Here is a 15,186-nt window from a genome sequence, read left to right as displayed (position 1 = left end):
TTTCGGATTTCGGATTCGGGTTTCGGATTCGGGCTCGGACGAGCCTTCCGGGATTCCCGGGGCTCGCGGCGCTCAGCCGCGCTCGACCTCGTGCGACGCGACCCACATGCGACGCGGGTCGTAGAGGTCGCGTACGCGCACGAGCCGTTCGCGGACCCCGGGCGAGAAGAACTCCGAGGCTCGAGCCGGCCGCTCGGCGAAATTCGGGAAGGCACGTTCGGTCGACCAGGGGCGAAGGGCGTCGGCCACCGCGGCGGTCGCCCGCTCGCCGAGCGCGGCGAGCTCGGGGGTGAACGCGGGCGAGACGGCGAAGAGCGCGTACGCGCCGTCGAGGTGCGAGAGCGCCTGGTCGGCGGGCCGGGCGAGCGCGCCGCCGAGGTGCCTGAGCTCGGCGAACATGAGCGGCGTGGCGACGCCCGGCCCGGCTGCGGCGAGCAGCGCGTCGATCGCCGCCTGCGGCAGGTCGGCGAGCATCGCGTGGGCGGAGACGCCGGGCGTCGGCACCGGCGGGTCCATGTGGATTGCGAGGAGGCTTGCGGAACGGATGCGCGCGAATGTGTCGAGCTCGGGCGCGAGGGCCCGCAGCGGAGCGAGCAGCTCGGCCGCGCGCCCGTCGTCCTCGAGCAGGGCTCCGTCGATGACGACGAGCTCACGGCCGCTCAGGAAGGGCGGCAGCTCGGGCAGCGGCGGGAAGCGCATGAGGCGCAGCGACGTGGTGACCGATTCGGGTGCGGACCGCGACCACTCCGTCCAGGCGGCGACGACCGTCGGCGCTGCGGCGAGGTCCCACAGCAGCATCCCCGCGACGACGTCGGCGATCGGCAGCAGCTCGAGCTCGATCGCGACGACGACGCCGAAGCCGCCGCCGCCGCCTCGCAGCGCCCAGAACAGCGCCGCGTGCTCGTCGGCGCTCGCGCGGATCAGCTGTCCGTCGGCCGTGACGAGCTCGATCGCCCGCACCGACGACGCGGCGAGTCCGTGCGCCCGCCCGTAGAACGAGAGGCCGCCGCCGAGCACGTAGCCCGCCACCGCGACGTCGCCGGCGCTGCCGTGCAGCGCCGTCAGCCCGTGCGGGGCCGCGGCCGCGACGACGTCCTGCCACAGGGTGCCGCCCGTGATGCGCGCCGTGCGCGCGGCCGCGTCGATCTCGACGCCGGTCAGCTCGTGCAGGCGCAGCAGCAGCACCTCGTCGAACGGTGCGCCGACGAGGGCGGATGCCGCGTGGCCGGTGCTCTGCGGGGCGATGCGCAGTCCGTCGGCGCGCGCGGCCGCCACGGCTGCGACGACCTCGTCGATCGTGCGCGGCACGGCGACGGCCGCCGGGCGCTGCTCGACGGCGAGGTTCCACGGGCGGCACGCCGCCGCGTAGCCGGGATCGTCGGGCCGGAGGACGTAGTCGAGCTCGCGCAGGGCGGCGAGGCCGGTCAGGGCCGGGTTCATGCTGTTTCCTTCGTGATGGGTCGGCACGGGCGCGGCCACCGTCGCCTCGAGGCGCACGAGCATGCCGGCGGGCCGGTCTCTCTCGTCGCCGACGACCTCGACGCGGACGACGCGGGTCGCGTCGCCGAGCCGCTCGGCGAGGATGCCCACGAGCTCGTCGGCGGGTTCGGCCGACGCGTTGTGCACGAGCAGCCGGCGCAGCGCCGTGAGCGGCAGCCCGCGGCCGACGATGTCGTGCTCGAGGCGCACGAACGCGAGGCACAGCTGGGCCGTGGCGTCGTCGGCATGCACGAGGTCGCCGTGCTCGTCGACCGGCTCGGAGTGGATGGTGGTGGTCACGGATCCCAGCGTGCGAGCGGCGACCGTTCCGAGCCATCCCAGTTGTGGGGGTATTTCCGGATCCCAGTGATCTGGGATATCGCGGCGGGTCGGGGCGGGCGCATACTGATCGCATGCACAACCGGTTGCGCGCCGAACGCGCCCGCGGAGACCTCGACGTGCTGTCGCGCGCGGGCCTCGATCTCGACGACTTCATCGCCGAGGCGACCGAGACCGTCGGCCGGGCGACGCCCTGGGTCGGCGCCTGCGTGGGCACGCACGACCCGTCGACGATGATGCTCACGAGCGCGCGCAAGTACGGCTCGCTCGTCGCGAACAACGAGCACGACATGCTGTTCGGCCTGCTCGAGTACGGCGCGGAGGAGCCGAGCTCCTTCCGTGCGCTCGCCCGCTCCGACGCCCGGGCCATCGGTATGCATGCGTCGGACGAGCTCGACGCCGAGCGGTCGGAGCGCACGAACCGGCTCATGCGTCCGATCTACGGGTTCGGCGACGAGGCCCGACTCGTCTTCCGCGACGGCGCCGGCGTGTGGGGGTGCCTCGCGATGTTCCGCGGGTCCGACGATGCGAAGTTCTCGCGCGACGAGATCGACTTCCTCGGCACCCTGTCGGAGTCGTTCGCACGGGGTGTCCGCGCCGGCATGCTGACCCGGCTCTCGGCCTCGCCGGTCGCCGAGTCGGAGGTGTGCGGCCCCGCCGTCGTCATCGTGGGCGCCGACGACGAGGTGTCGCAGATCAGCCTCGGCGCCGAGGAGCGGCTCGCCCAGCTCGCGACCACGCAGCACAGCGGCGACCCGCTGAGCCTCGTGACCGCGCTCGTCGGCGCGGCGCGCCGCATGCTCGCCGTCCCCGGCTCGCCGATTCCCCGGGCGCGGGTGCGCACCGCGGCGGGCACGTGGCTCGTGCTGCACGCCTCGCCGCTCGCGGGCCCCGACGGCGCCGCCGGCGACGTGGTCATCACGATCGAGGAGGCGCGCCCGCCCGAGATCGTCGCCCTCGTCGTCGCCGCCTTCGGGCTGACGCCGCGCGAGCGCGACGTCACGCGCCTCGTGCTGCAGGGCGTCGAGACGAAGGAGATCGCCGCGACGATGCACGTCTCCGCCTACACCGTGCAGGACCACCTGAAGTCGGTGTTCGAGAAGGCGGGGGTGCGCAGCCGTCGAGAGCTCATCTCGCGCGTCTACTTCGACCAGTACGTGCCGCGCATGGGTACCGAGGTCGCGCCGAGCGGCTGGTACGCCGGCTGACGCGGCGGGCCGGGGTTCGGCCGAGCGGATGCCTCGTCGGAGGCATCCCGCCCGGTGATCGCCGGTTCAGTGCTCGTCGTGGTGGGGGCCGCGGTCGAACACGTCGGCGTCGAGCACGAGCCGGGCGGCCTCGGTCTCGTCGGTGACGACGTCTTCGCCCGCGGCGGCCGCCTTCTTCGCCTTCGAGCGCTCGCGCAGGTAGTGCCACAGCGTGACGATCGCCGTGCCGCCGACGGCGGCCAGCAGGATGAGGTCGATGTAGTCCTGCACGAAGTTCGCGATCGGCGGGATGAACCCGATCGCGTAGCCGAACATCGTGAGGCCGAAGCCCCAGAGCACCGCGCCGATGAAGTTGTAGAGCGTGTACATCCACTTGTTCATGTGGCCGACGCCCGCGGCGACGGGGGCGAACGTGCGCACGATCGGCACGAACCGGGCGAGGATGATCGTGAGCCCGCCGAACCGTTCGAAGAACGCGTTCGTGCGCTCGACGTTCTTCACGCTGAAGAGCCCCGATTCTTTGCGTTCGAAGATCGCGGGGCCGGCCTTGTGGCCGATGTAGTAGCCGACCTCGCCGCCGATGAACGCGGCGACCCCGATGAGCAGGGCGACCCACCACACGCTGATGCCGAACACGCCTTCGGGCGAGCCGGCGATCGGGTGCGACAGCAGGCCCGAGATCACGAGCAGCGTGTCGCCGGGCAGCAGGAACCCGACGAGCAGGCCCGTCTCGGCGAAGATGATCGCGCACACGACGAGCAGGGCCCACGGGCCGGCCGAGGCGATGATCGTCTCGGGGTCGAGCCACGGGATGAGGGCGGTGTGGACCATTGGCGGAGGCTCCAGTCGTCGGACCCGGCACGTGGTCGGGTCGGCAGGCGGCGTGGTGGGGTCGCCCGGTTGGGCGGGTACGACGCGAGTCTACCGAGCGGCTCCTGAGCGCAGCATCCGACTGCAGGATGACTCGCGGGTCACCCCGCGGGGTGAGTCGGTCGGGGCGATGCCGGCCTCGACCCGCGGCTTCAGGCGGCGAGCTCGTCGAAGATCGCGCCGTTCATGCGGAACGACGCCCGAGCTGGGCGTGGTAGCGGGTGTAGTCGTCGAGCGAGAGCCGGCCGCCCATGAGCGCCGTGATGAACCCGCGCGACTCGGTCGCCCGGTGGTCGTCGGCCGACGCGGCGCGCACGAGCGCGGCGACGTCGAGTGGATGCTGGGACGCACTAGCCTCGCTGTCGGTCGTGAGGCGTAGCGTCGCGGGCATGCGGTACGGATTCATCTATCCCGGTTCCGATCCCGAACTCGCCGTCGAGCTCGCCGAGCTCGCCGAGCGGCACGGCTGGCACGGGTTCTTCGTGTGGGAGGGCATCTGGGCGACCGACCCGTGGTCGGTACTCGCCGCGGCGGCGATGCGCACCTCGTCGCTCCGCCTCGGCACGATGCTCACCCCGGTGCCGAGACGCCGGGTGTGGGAGCTCGCCGGGCAGACGATGACCGTCGACCGCCTCTCGGGCGGCCGGGTCGTGCTCTCGGCGGGGCTCGGCGTCGCCGAAGACGCGGAGGATCGCTTCTGGATCTTCGAGCACGATCCCGGCCGCCGGGTGCGCGCGGCACAGCTCGACGAGGCGCTCGAGTTGCTGCCCATGCTCTGGCGCGGCGAGCCGTTCGAGTTCGAGGGCGAGTTCACGACCGTGCGCCGCACAGACCGCATGCTGCCGTTGCCGCCCGTGCAGCGCCCGGGTATTCCGATCTGGGCGGTCGGGCTCTGGCCGCGACCGAAGTCGATGCGCCGTGTCGCCCGGCTCGACGGGTGGCTGCCGAACTACGCCCCGACGGGCGACGGCGCGGCCGGGCCCGACGCCCAGCGCGAGCTCTTCACCCCCGAGATCGGCGCCGAGGCGATGGCTTGGCTGCGTGCCGAGCGCGAGCGCGTCGGTCTCGCCGACCGGCCGTTCGACTGGGTGCAGGAGGGCACGACCGCAGGCGTCGACGCTGCCGCCGACGCGGCGATCGTGCGCCCGTGGGCCGAGGCCGGGGCGACGTGGTGGCTCGACACCGACTGGTCGGTGCCCGCCGAGCGCATCGAGCAGTACGCTCGCGATCGGCTGGCCGCCGGTCCGCCCGCCATCGACGGTTGACACGGAGTCGGCCCGGGCTCGCGTCGATCTCGAGAGCCCGGGCCGCTATCCCCTGATCCCGGTGACCGAACCACCGGGGGTGTCGTCCCTACGACTCGTTCAGCACATCACGAACCACGATCGGGGGCGAGGGGTTGACGTGCCATGCGCGTTATGCAGGGGGCGATCGCTCGGATCCCGTCCGGCTCGGGTTGAGCCGGGTTGGGCCGAACCGAGTCGAGTTCGACGCTCGTGCGGAAGGAGGGACTTGAACCCTCACGCCCGAAGGCACAGGAACCTAAATCCTGCGTGTCTGCCGATTTCACCACTCCCGCGAGTGCCCGTTCAGTCTATGCGCGCGAGGGAGCGCGGCTCGGCGCGGCGGTGGGCGTCGACGCGGCCTCACGGGCACCCCGCATTCGGCGCGGCCGGAGGAGCACCAGCGCGAGCGCGACGAGCACGGTGCCGACGACGGCGAGCTGCAGGTCGAGGAACCACTGCATCACGAGGAACGGCGGCACGATCGCCACGGTGGTCGCGACAGCCGTGATCGCGGGCGAGGGGGCGGAACACCCCGCATGGATCACTGTCGGCATTCGCTCGAAGCGCACGAGGAGCGGCGCGATCGCGAACACGACCGCGAGCACGACGACGAACATGATCGGCCGCGTCAGCCACCAGGCGGCACTGCCGGGCTCGGGCGCGGCACCGGGCACGAGCAGCGAAAGGCCCTCGACGGCGATGATGACGGGCAGGTGCCAGAGGTAGACCGTCATCGCGCGACTGCCCACGAGGTAGACCGCCGCCTGCGCCGGCCGTCGCCGCATGAGCGCGTCGAGCGGGCGGTGCAGCGCGCTCAGCAGGCTGATCTGGGCGATGCCGAGCAGCAGGAGCGGCACGGTCGGCGGGTTGAGGTTCACGAGCATGTCGGGGGAGTACCAGCCGGCCGCCACGAGCGGCCAGATCACGAGGTACGCCGCCGCGGCGAGGCCGACGAGCGTCGCGATGCGCCGACGCCGGAACCAGCCGTCGGCGTACCAGAAGCCCAGCTGCTGCACGAAGAGCCAGACGAAGAGCAGGTTCGCCAGGCCGATCTCGGTGACGCCCGTCGCGATGCGCACGGCATCGACGACGACGGCGCCCGCCGCGAGCACGGCGAGGGTCGATCGCGGTGCACAGGCGTGCAGGCGAGCCATCCACGGCACCGCGCACTGGGCGATGAGGAACGCGGCGAGGAACCAGAGCGGCGACCCGGCCCCGGTCGCCACGGTGTCGAGCAGCGCCGGGTCGACGCCGGCGAGGGTCGCTGCGCCGAGCACGACCGCGAAGAACGCGAACAGCGGCAGCGACGGGCCGCCGAGCCGCAGCACCCGGCCGCGCACGAATGCCGTCGCGTCGCCGCCCCGGCGGCTCAGGCTGCGCCACGACGCGAGCGCCGTGAAGCCGCCGACCGCGAAGAAGAGTGGCATGACCTGCCCGACCCACGTCGCCGCGGCGAACCAGGGCTGCGCCTCGAGGGGGCGCGACACGACGAGCGCCCCGTCAGGCGCGTAGCCGACCCCGATCATCAGCAGGTGGATGACGACCACGAGCAGGATGCAGGCGACCCGGGCGAGGTCGACCACGAGGTCGCGCGAGGCGAGGGCGGCGGCGCGGGCATCGTCGCTCGGACGGCTCGCGACGGTGCCGACGTCGGTGGTCGCGCCCGCCGTGGCGGCGGCGTGCTTCGATCGCGGTGTCCCGGTCATGTCGGCGGCCTCCTCGTCGCCCGGGCGGGCGGGCCGAGCCTAGCAACGCCCGGCCGCACCGCGCCGAACCCTGTGGACGGCCACAATCGGGCCGCGACGGCAACCGCTCAGGGGGTGCTTCTCCGACATTTTCGCCGCTCGAGTGCGGCGTGTCGGTCGGAGAAGCACCCCCTGAGCGAGAGCTGCCCGAGTCGGGGTCAGTGCGACGAGCGGGCGTCGTGTCCGAAGAGCATGCGCGCGAGCACGAGCATCATGACGATGAACGCCGCGACGACCGGCAGCGGCGCCCACCACCAGCCGGCGGTGAACCCGAGCACGGGCACGAGCGCGAACGCGGTCAGCCAGATGACGGCCGTGTAGATGCCGAATCGGGCAGCCGCGGCCGGGTCCTTCTCGAATCGGTTGCCGACCTCGACGGCATCGCGCTGCATCGCGACGACCCACGGCTTGTGCCGGTTGGTCTGCGTCGCGCCGAGCGCGCTCAGCACGGCGATCGCGGCGACCGCGAGCACCGCGGCGAGCACGAGCCAGACGAGCTCGAGGCGCCAGACGACGACGGCGGCGAAGCCGAGCGAGGCGACGAGCGCGCCCGTCGCGGCGCCGAACGCGACCGCGCGGCCGGTCGGCAGCGGGTAGTTCGTCGTCGTCTCCTGGCGGAGCGCATCGGCGGTGATCACGCCGATCGCGAGTCCGAGCACGGCGTCGATCGCGATGAGCGCGCCGGCCGCGAGCGGCATGAGCGGGGTGAGCCCGAGCACGAGCGCGACGAGCGCGCCGGCCGCGACGATCGAGAGCACGACCGTGCGCACGACGAACGCGGGCTTCGGCCGCACCCGGTGGCGCAGCGCGAGTTCGCTCGCTGAAACGGCCCGGCCGCTGTTCGACGACGCAGTGCCGTGGGTGCCGCGAGGGGCGTCGGCCGAGGCATCCGCCCCGCCGCCCGTCGCAGCCGCGACGAGCTCGCGCACGTCGCCGAGCTCGTCGACGGCCCGGCGCGCCGCCTCGGCGGGGGAGGCGCCCGCGACCTCGAGCTCGGCGACCCGCGAGAGCAGGTTGTCGCGGATCTCTTCTTTCAGGTCTTGCGCCTCGGGGGTGGGGTCGATGCCCGCGAAGGCCTCGTCGAGCAGTCGGTGCACCTCGGTCGAGGTGCGGGGGCTGCGGTCGTTCATCGCAGTGAGCCTTTCGTGTTCGCCGGCGCCGCCTGGCTGCCGAGCAGGGAGTCGATGATGGTGCGGGTCGCGACCCAGCTCGCCACGTTCTGGCGGAAGGCTGCTCGGCCCGCGTCGGTGATGCGGTAGTACTTGCGGCGGCCGCCCTGCGACTCGTCGCCCCAGTAGGCCTCGGCGAGGCCGTCGCGCACGAGCCGGCGGTAGCTGGCGTAGAGGGTCGCCTCTTTGATCTCGTAGCCGCCGCCCGTCGCGTCGCGGATGTGCTTGTAGATCTCGAAGCCGTAGCTGTCGTGCTCGCGCAGCACGCCGAGCACGATCGTGTCGGTGTGCCCGCGCAGCAGGTCGGCCGCGAAGGCGTCGCCGGATGCCGCTGAATCTTGGATCATGTGAAGTACTGTAACAGATCAAGTACCCGATGTGAACAAATCCTCATCGAAATGGTCGTCGATGTTCGCGAACGGGATGCCGCGGCGGGCGTCGCCCGCGTCGCGAGCCCGTTCGACCGGCCGCTGTGGATAACTTCGGAGCCCGTTTCCCGGCGGCCCGCAATATGGATGCCATGTCCGACGCCGTCCGCACCATCGCCGAGCGCGTGCGAACGCGAGTGCTGCGCGACGGGGTCGACCTCGCGGCAGCCGAGGGCCTCGCCGCTCGATACGCCGACGAGGAGGTGCGCCGCTACAGCGAACGCGCGCTCGTCGGGACGCACGCCGGGCTCGCCGACGAGGTGGGCACGGCGCGCGAGGTCGTCGCCGAGCTCACCGGCTACGGTGCGCTGCAGCCGTTCTTCGACGACGACACGATCGAGGAGATCTGGATCAACGGGCCGACGCGAGTGTTCATCGCACGCGGCGGGGTTGCAGAGCTCACGAGCCTCGTGCTCGGCGATCGCGAGGTTCGCGAGCTCGTCGAACGCATGCTCGCGCACACCGGGCGTCGCGTCGACCTGAGTTCGCCGTTCGTCGACGCCTCGCTGCCCGACGGATCCCGGTTGCACGTCGCGATCCCCGACGTCGCGCGCGAGCACTGGGCGGTCAACATCCGCAAGTTCCAGCGACGCATCCGGTCGCTCGCGACCCTCGTCGAGCTCGGCTCGCTGCCGGTGCAGGCCTCCGAGTTCCTACGCATGTCGGTGCTCGCGGGCGCGAACATCCTGGTCTCGGGCGCCACGCACACGGGCAAGACGACGATGCTCAACGCGCTCATGTCCAGTGCGCGCCTCGGCGACCGCGTCGTCACCGTGGAGGAGACCTTCGAGCTCGACCTCGACGTGCGCGACCTCGTTGCACTGCAGTGCCGGCAGGCCAACCTCGAGGGCAGCGGTGAGATCACGCTGCGCCGGCTCATCAAAGAGGCGCTTCGCATGCGACCCGATCGGCTCATCGTCGGCGAGGTGCGCGAGGCCGAGAGCCTCGACCTGCTCATCGCGCTCAACTCGGGCCTTCCGGGAATGTGCACGATCCATGCGAACTCCGCACGCGACGCGCTCGCGAAGCTGTGCACGCTGCCGCTGCTCGCAGGCCGCAACATCGACTCGGCATTCGTCGTGCCGACGGTCGCGAGCTGCATCGACGTCGTCGTGCATCTGGCCCTCGACCGCGACGGTCATCGGCGGGTTTCCGAGATCCTCGCTCCGACCGGGGAGGTGTCGGGTTCGAGCGTCGTGGCGGAGCCGATCTTCACGACGAGCTCGGGCGTGCTGCGGGCGACCGGCGCACGCCCCGCGCGGCTCGAGAAGTTCACGGATCGCGGCTACGACCCCGAGCACGTGCTGGGGGCATCCGCATGAGCCTCGTCCTCGGTGCAGCGCTCGGTCTCGGGGTGCTGCTCATCGCCGCGCCGCTGCTCTGGCCGAGCACCGGCGGTGCTCGGCGATCGAGCAACACCGTCGACCGCGTGCGCGGCGCACTCGCGCTCGCCGGATTCGGCGGGGTGCCGTTGCCCGTCGTCGTCGCCGTCTGCATCGTGCTCGCCGTCGTCGCCGGCGCGCTCGCCCAGGCCGTCTTCGGCATCCCGTTCCTCACCGCCATCGGTGCCGTGCTCGGCGCAGCACTCGTACCGATCGTGGTGCGCGGTCGTGCGGCGAGGCGCCGCGCTGCGAACCGGGCCGTGTGGCCAGACGTCGTCGACCACCTGGTCGCCTCGGTGCGGGCAGGGATGTCGCTGCCCGACAGCCTCGGCGCCCTCGCCGAGCTCGGGCCGGCGCCGACGCGGGCGGCGTTCGCGTCGTTCGAGCGCGACTATCGACGCACCGCGAACTTCTCGGTCTGCCTCGACGGGCTCAAGGCCGAACTGGCCGATCCCGTCGCCGATCGCATCATCGAGACGCTGCGCATGGCGCGCGAGGTCGGCGGCACCGACGTCACGGCAGTGCTGCGCGCGCTCGCCGGGTACCTCCGGGAGGATGCGGCGCTGCGCGCCGAGGTCGTCTCGCGACAGTCGTGGATCCGCAACGCGGCCCGCCTCGGGGTCGCGGCGCCGTGGCTGCTGCTGCTCGTGCTGGCATCGAGGCACGAGGCGATCGTCGCGTACGACAGCCCTGCGGGCGCGGCCCTCATCGTGGCGGGGCTCGGGGTGACGTTCGTCGCCTACCGCACGATGCTCGCCCTCGGCCGGCTTCCCGAGGAGCGCCGATGGTTCAACTGACGACTACAGGGGCCCTCGGCATCGCGCTCGGCGTGGTCGCCGGCCTCGGCCTCTGGCTCATGCTCTCCGCGGTGCCGCGCATCGGCCGCCCGAGGCTCGCCGAACGCGTCGCGCCCTACGTCGCCGACCTGTCGGTCGAGGCGCGTGCGATGCTCGCTCGACGTCCCGCCGATCCGGGCCCGGTGCTCGGGGCGCTCGTCGATCCCGTGCTCGAGCGGCTGCGACGGCTGCTCTCGAGTTGGCTCGGCGGCAACGATCTCGTCGCCAAGCGACTGCGGCAGGCGGGATCGGCCGCGAGCGTCGAGCGCTTCCGCGGCGAGCAGCTCGCCTGGGCGTCCGTCGGGTTCGTGATCGGCGCCGCGCTCGCATGGGCTGCGCCCGGGTTCGCGACCCTGCCGGCGATCGTGCGCATCGCGGCTCCGTTCATCGCCGCCGCGGTCGCCGCGGTGGCGCGCGACTGGGTCCTGCAGCGCAGCGCGAAGCGGCGACTCGCGCGCATCTCGTCAGAGCTGGCGACCGTGCTCGAGTTCCTGACCCTGAGCATCACCGCGGGCGAGGGCATGCTCGACGCTCTCCGCCGGGTCGCGTCGGCCGGCACCGGCGAACTCCCGACCGAGTTCGGCCGGGTCGTGGCCACCGTCGGCACGGGCGTACCGCTCGCGACCGCGCTCGCCGACCTGCGCGACGGCGTCGACCACGCGGGCCTGTCCCGCGCGCTCGACCAGGTGCTCGGTGCGCTCGAACGCGGAGCGCCGCTCGCGGCCGTGCTGCGGGCGCAGGCGGGCGACGCCCGCGACGCCGCGAAGCGGGAGATCATCGAGAGCGCCGGCCGCAAGGAGATCGCCATGCTCGTGCCGCTGATCTTCCTCATCCTCCCGGTGACGATCGCGTTCGCGCTGTTCCCCGGCTACCTCGTCCTCCAAGCGGGCTTCTGATGCCCGATGAAGAAAGGAATCCACATGCGGTCCTTCACCGACCTGATGGCCTCGGCGCGGCTCCTGCCGGCGCGGCTGAGCAGCCGGATCACCGACGATCGCGGCGACGTTCCGGGCTGGGTGCTCATCACGCTCATGACCGCAGGGCTCGTCATCCTGATCTGGGGGCTCGCAGGACCGGCGCTCAGCGACGTGTTCGACAACGCCATCACGAAGGTCTCGGGGATCTGACGGCCCCGCGTCGCGCGCGTGCCGCGCGACGTCGACCCGGCCGCGCGGGCGAGGGATGGCGGGCGAGCCTCGCCGACGAGCGCGGGTCGGCGGTCGCCGAGTTCACGCTCGTGGGCGTGCTCGTGACGGTGCTCGCGCTCGCCGTCGTGCAGCTGGCGCTCGCGCTGCACGTGCGCAACACGGTGCTCGACGCCGCCGCCGAGGGCGCGCGATACGCCGCGCTCGCCGGGTCGAGCGAGGCCGACGGGGTCGCGCGCACCCGCGAACTGATCGCTGCGGCCATCTCGAGCGACTACGCGGGCGACGTGCGCGCCTCGACGACGACGGTCGGCGGCGTCCCGGCCGTGGCGGTCACCGTTCGCACGACCCTGCCGGTCGTCGGACTGCTCGGCGTCGACCATGCGATGGAGGTGACGGGGCATGCGGCCGTCGAGCGCATCGATTGATCCTCCCCCTTCGTCGCCTCCGCCTCCGCCGTCGCGGTTCGCGGTCGCTGATCGCGTCACCGGGCATGACGGTGAGCGAGGCTCCGCCTCGCTCGAGTTCCTCACGGTCGGGATGCTGCTGCTCGTGCCGCTCGTCTACCTCGTGCTCGCCCTCGCGGCCGTGCAGGGTGGTGCCCTTGCGGTCGAGGGCGCCGCCCGTCAGGCCGCGCGGGTCGCGGTCGACGCGGGCAGCCGCGGTGCCGCGGAGGCGGTTGTCGAACGTACGGTCGCGGTCGCGCTCGCCGACTACGGGATCGGGGCGGGTGAGGCATCCGTCGACGTCGACTGCCAAGCGGCCGACTGCGCGGCCCCCGGCAGCAGGATCCGGGTCTCGGTGCGCGCGACGGTGCGGCTGCCGCTCGTGCCAGACGCGCTCGACCTCGATCGGGTGGGCAGCGTTCCGCTCGATGCGAGCGCGACGCAGACGATATCGCGCTTCGCGGGGGACCGGCCGTGACGCGGGTGTCATCGCGACCGCACTCGATCGCGACGGTGGAAGGGTCCGGTGATCGGGCGATCGTCGCGAACGACGAGCGCGGCTCGACGATGCTGCTCACGATCTTCTTCTGCGCGCTCGGGCTCGCGCTCGTGCTCGTCGTGGCGTCGGCGACCTCGCTCTACCTCGACCGCAAGCGCCTCTTCACGCTGGCCGACGGAGCGGCACTCGCGGGCGCCGAGGTCTGGAACCTCGACGAGGTGCGCGTCGACGGGGGAGTGCTCGCCGTCGAGCTCGACGCCGCCGGCGTGCGACGGGCGGCGAGCGAGTACCTCGGCGATGCCGTGCACGAGCTCGACGAGGTCGAGCTCGTCGAGGCGACCTCTGCCGACGGGCGCACCGCGACCGTCACGCTGCGCGCCGTCTGGCATGCGCCGATCTCGACCGACCTCGTGCCGGTGACGGTGCCCATCGAGGTCACCGCGACCGCGCGCTCGGTATTCCACTGAGCGGTCGAGTCGGGGAATGCCCGTCGCCGGCAACTGATTGACTCCCTGTATGACGATCGAGATCTCAGACCACTTCGCCCGCATCCTCCACGCGCCCGTGTTCGCCTTCCTCGGCACGACGCGCCCGAACGGCGAGGTGCAGGTCAACCCGATGTGGTTCGAGTTCGACGCCGACACGCAGACGATCCGCTTCACCCACACGACGAAGCGCGGCAAGTTCCGCAACCTGCAGCAGAACCCGGCGATGACGCTCGCGATGACCGACCCCGAGAACGCCCACAAGTACGTCGAGGTGCGCGGCCGCCTCGCCGAGGTCATCCCCGACCCCGAGGGCGCCTTCTACGTGCACCTCGGTCAGCGCTACGGCGACGCCGACACCGCGGTGCCCGCCGACCACCCCGACCGCGTCATCCTCGTCATGGCGCTCGAGAAGGTCAACGGCCGCTGACCCGTCGCCGCGGCTACCGCCGCGTGCGTCCCGGGGGGTGCTTTTCGGCAAACTTCGGCCCGCCCGGGCTCCTGAACTTGCGGAAAAGCACCCCCGGAATGCTTGCTCGAATGCGGCCGGCGGCGCGACGCGCGCGTCAGCGCAGCCGCCGCGGCACGTACTTCGGGATGTACCGCCAGAGCACGCCCGCACCGATCAACCCCACGACGCCCATCGTCGCGCTCGCGGCCATGATCGACACGAGCGACGTGACGCCGGCCACGACGAGCGGCGCGACCGCCTGACCGGCGTCGCCGATCGTGCGGTAGCCGGCGAGGAACGGCGCCGGGTTCGCCTTCGGCGCGAGGTCGGCGCCGAGCGTCAGGATCACCCCGCTCGACAGCCCGTTCGCGACGCCGAACAGCAGCGCGACCGCCGTGAACCACGCCGCGGCAGCCGGCACGTCGTGCGTGAACGCGAGCACGAGGTGTCCGACCGCGAGGCCGAGCAGCCCCGGGATGGCGCTCCACATGCGGCCGAACCGGTCCATCACCTGGCCGCTCACGTAGAAGAGCGCGAAGTCGATCGTCGCCGAGACGCCGATCACGAGCGCCGCCTGCTCGGGCGGCATGCCGATCGACACCGCCCACAGCGGCAGGATCATCGTGCGGCTGGCGCGCAGCGCCGCGAGGATGCCGATGCCCGTGCCGATGCGGGCGAGCACCTCGCGGTGCACGACGATCGCGCGCAACACCCCGTGCGAGGCGGCCGCCGCCTCGCCCGCGGTGCGGCCGGCGTCATCGCCCGGGACGCTGCCCGAAGCCGGTCGAACGGATGCCTCGCGCGCGAGCCGCGCGGCCCCGAACGCCTGTTCGGGGTCGGGCAGCAGCACGAGCACCACGACGACCGCGAAGCAGCTCGCGACGAGCACCCAGAACACGGGCTCCGACGACCCCGCGACCGCGATGATCGCCGCCGCGATGAACGGGCCGATCGCCCAGCCCGCGCGGAAGACGCCCGCGAGCGTCGAGAGCGCGCGGGCGCGCACCCGCTCGGGCACGTAGCTCGTGAGGAACGCATGGCGTGCGAGCCCGAAGACGGCCGTCGCGAGGCCGAGCAGGAACACGCCGACGCCGAGTGCGATCGTCGTCGGTGACGCGAGCGCGACGAGCACGCCCGTGACCGCGAGCAGGGCGGCGCCGATCATGGCGTTGCGCTCGCCGATGCGTGCGACGACCCACCCGGCCGGCAGGTCGCCGACGAGCTCGCCGACCATGAGCATCGCGGCGATGAGCCCCGCGAGGGCGAGCGAGGCGCCCCGCTCGGTCGCGACGACCGGGATGACGGGGATGATCGCACCCTCGCCGAGCGAGAAGAGCAGGGTCGGCAGATAGGCCGGGAGGATGATGCCGCGCCACGAGAACGGGGTGGCGGAGACGGTCATCATCGGTTCGACGCTA

At 72.5% G+C, this 15,186-nt stretch carries 17 protein-coding genes and 1 tRNA gene; 10 read left to right on the top strand and 8 right to left on the bottom strand.

Annotated elements, in window-relative coordinates; genetic code table 11:
- Positions 1-72: 72 nt before the first annotated feature.
- Positions 73-1,779 (bottom strand): FAD-binding oxidoreductase, encoded by a 1,707-nt coding sequence (locus AC3RJ6_RS17390; protein WP_491428385.1) that lies wholly within the window; start codon positions 1,777-1,779, stop codon positions 73-75.
- Between the two features lie 113 nt (positions 1,780-1,892).
- Between AC3RJ6_RS17390 and AC3RJ6_RS17385 the strand changes: the two genes are divergently transcribed.
- Complete coding sequence (locus tag AC3RJ6_RS17385; protein ID WP_491428384.1) at positions 1,893-3,026, top strand: response regulator transcription factor; 1,134 nt, start codon at positions 1,893-1,895, stop codon at positions 3,024-3,026.
- Between the two features lie 66 nt (positions 3,027-3,092).
- On the opposite strand, the gene AC3RJ6_RS17380 is transcribed toward AC3RJ6_RS17385, so the two are convergent.
- A complete protein-coding gene (locus tag AC3RJ6_RS17380; protein WP_491428383.1) occupies positions 3,093-3,857 on the bottom strand; it encodes a DedA family protein in 765 nt (254 codons plus the stop codon).
- Positions 3,858-4,080: 223 nt separating this feature from the next.
- Positions 4,081-4,287, bottom strand: a complete 207-nt coding sequence (locus AC3RJ6_RS17375; protein ID WP_491428382.1) for a hypothetical protein — start codon at positions 4,285-4,287, stop codon at positions 4,081-4,083.
- Between AC3RJ6_RS17375 and AC3RJ6_RS17370 the strand changes: the two genes are divergently transcribed.
- The gene (locus AC3RJ6_RS17370) at positions 4,286-5,161 is read left to right on the top strand and encodes an LLM class flavin-dependent oxidoreductase (protein WP_491428381.1); all 876 of its coding nucleotides are present in this window, start codon (positions 4,286-4,288) and stop codon (positions 5,159-5,161) included. The two genes, AC3RJ6_RS17375 and AC3RJ6_RS17370, sit on opposite strands and share 2 nt — an antisense overlap.
- Before the next feature lie 232 nt (positions 5,162-5,393).
- Here AC3RJ6_RS17370 and AC3RJ6_RS17365 read toward each other — a convergent pair.
- The 4 genes from AC3RJ6_RS17365 to AC3RJ6_RS17350 all read right to left on the bottom strand — a co-directional run bounded on the left by AC3RJ6_RS17365 (position 5,394) and on the right by AC3RJ6_RS17350 (position 8,443).
- Positions 5,394-5,475, bottom strand: a tRNA-Leu gene (locus AC3RJ6_RS17365).
- 15 nt (positions 5,476-5,490) lie between these two features.
- Positions 5,491-6,888 (bottom strand): acyltransferase family protein, encoded by a 1,398-nt coding sequence (locus AC3RJ6_RS17360; protein ID WP_491428380.1) that lies wholly within the window; start codon positions 6,886-6,888, stop codon positions 5,491-5,493.
- A gap of 197 nt (positions 6,889-7,085) precedes the next feature.
- Positions 7,086-8,057 (bottom strand): permease prefix domain 1-containing protein, encoded by a 972-nt coding sequence (locus AC3RJ6_RS17355; RefSeq protein WP_491428379.1) that lies wholly within the window; start codon positions 8,055-8,057, stop codon positions 7,086-7,088.
- Complete coding sequence (locus AC3RJ6_RS17350; protein ID WP_491428378.1) at positions 8,054-8,443, bottom strand: PadR family transcriptional regulator; 390 nt, start codon at positions 8,441-8,443, stop codon at positions 8,054-8,056. The genes AC3RJ6_RS17355 and AC3RJ6_RS17350 overlap by 4 nt, the downstream gene beginning before the upstream one ends.
- Positions 8,444-8,616: 173 nt before the next feature.
- Here AC3RJ6_RS17350 and AC3RJ6_RS17345 point away from each other — a divergent pair, with 173 nt between their 5' ends.
- The 8 genes from AC3RJ6_RS17345 to AC3RJ6_RS17310 all read left to right on the top strand — a co-directional run bounded on the left by AC3RJ6_RS17345 (position 8,617) and on the right by AC3RJ6_RS17310 (position 13,747).
- The gene (locus AC3RJ6_RS17345) at positions 8,617-9,846 is read left to right on the top strand and encodes a TadA family conjugal transfer-associated ATPase (RefSeq protein WP_491428377.1); all 1,230 of its coding nucleotides are present in this window, start codon (positions 8,617-8,619) and stop codon (positions 9,844-9,846) included.
- Complete coding sequence (locus AC3RJ6_RS17340; RefSeq protein WP_491428376.1) at positions 9,843-10,703, top strand: type II secretion system F family protein; 861 nt, start codon at positions 9,843-9,845, stop codon at positions 10,701-10,703. The genes AC3RJ6_RS17345 and AC3RJ6_RS17340 overlap by 4 nt, the downstream gene beginning before the upstream one ends.
- The gene (locus tag AC3RJ6_RS17335) at positions 10,691-11,638 is read left to right on the top strand and encodes a type II secretion system F family protein (protein WP_491428375.1); all 948 of its coding nucleotides are present in this window, start codon (positions 10,691-10,693) and stop codon (positions 11,636-11,638) included. Before AC3RJ6_RS17340 ends, AC3RJ6_RS17335 begins: the two co-directional genes overlap by 13 nt.
- A 45-nt stretch (positions 11,639-11,683) precedes the next feature.
- Entirely contained in the window at positions 11,684-11,869 is a 186-nt protein-coding gene (locus AC3RJ6_RS17330) for a hypothetical protein (RefSeq protein ID WP_491428656.1), read from the top strand.
- Entirely contained in the window at positions 11,866-12,315 is a 450-nt protein-coding gene (locus AC3RJ6_RS17325; RefSeq protein ID WP_491428655.1) for a TadE/TadG family type IV pilus assembly protein, read from the top strand. Before AC3RJ6_RS17330 ends, AC3RJ6_RS17325 begins: the two co-directional genes overlap by 4 nt.
- A 112-nt stretch (positions 12,316-12,427) precedes the next feature.
- Complete coding sequence (locus tag AC3RJ6_RS17320) at positions 12,428-12,811, top strand: hypothetical protein (RefSeq protein ID WP_491428374.1); 384 nt, start codon at positions 12,428-12,430, stop codon at positions 12,809-12,811.
- A gap of 35 nt (positions 12,812-12,846) precedes the next feature.
- Positions 12,847-13,299 carry a pilus assembly protein TadG-related protein gene (locus tag AC3RJ6_RS17315; protein WP_491428373.1) on the top strand — a complete coding sequence of 151 codons (453 nt, stop codon included), beginning with the start codon at positions 12,847-12,849 and terminating at the stop codon, positions 13,297-13,299.
- 49 nt (positions 13,300-13,348) lie between these two features.
- Positions 13,349-13,747 (top strand): TIGR03618 family F420-dependent PPOX class oxidoreductase, encoded by a 399-nt coding sequence (locus AC3RJ6_RS17310; protein WP_491428371.1) that lies wholly within the window; start codon positions 13,349-13,351, stop codon positions 13,745-13,747.
- Positions 13,748-13,883: 136 nt separating this feature from the next.
- Here the strand turns inward: AC3RJ6_RS17310 and AC3RJ6_RS17305 are convergent, their stop codons facing one another.
- Positions 13,884-15,173: an MFS transporter gene (locus AC3RJ6_RS17305; RefSeq protein WP_491428370.1), complete on the bottom strand. Its 1,290-nt coding sequence runs from the start codon at positions 15,171-15,173 to the stop codon at positions 13,884-13,886.
- Positions 15,174-15,186: the final 13 nt, after the last annotated feature.

The organism is Agromyces cucurbitae, from assembly GCF_058349945.1.
This window is presented reverse-complemented; position numbering and strand designations above follow the sequence as displayed.